Here is a 421-nt window from a genome sequence, read left to right as displayed (position 1 = left end):
CTCAATGCCTCTGCGGAGGCATTTTTTACGTCCGTCTGGCAAAACTGACAAACAAGCTGGCAAAAGCAAACAAACGCCCCGGCGCCGCTGGCTGGTAGCTTAAGGGTAACAAAGCCGACATTCGCAGCGGCAAGAGACAACACAACAATAAGATGAGGTCACAATGGCAAACGGCTTGAAATTTTCTCCTCGTAAAACCGCGCTGGCGCTGGCCGTGGCGGTGGTTTGCGCCTGGCAATCACCGGTCTTCGCTCACGGTAGCGAAGCCCACATGGTACCGCTGGATAAAACGCTGCAGGAATTCGGCGCTGATGTGCAGTGGGATGACTACGCGCAAATGTTCACCCTGATAAAAGACGGCGCTTACGTCAAAGTAAAGCCCGGCGCCAAAACGGCGATCGTCAACGGTAAATCCCTTGAC

Annotated in this window: 1 protein-coding gene; it reads left to right on the top strand. The window is 54.2% G+C overall.

The genetic code is table 11. The annotated features are described in order from the left end of the window. Positions 1 to 163: 163 nt before the first annotated feature. Positions 164 to 421, top strand: a 258-nt coding sequence (locus WCE05_RS26180; RefSeq protein ID WP_368816862.1) for a stalk domain-containing protein, incomplete at its 3' end; no start/stop codon positions are given.

The organism is Pseudomonas sp. I2 (assembly GCF_040984075.1).
In the GTDB taxonomy this organism is placed as follows: domain Bacteria; phylum Pseudomonadota; class Gammaproteobacteria; order Pseudomonadales; family Pseudomonadaceae; genus Aquipseudomonas; species Aquipseudomonas guariconensis_B.
This window is presented reverse-complemented; position numbering and strand designations above follow the sequence as displayed.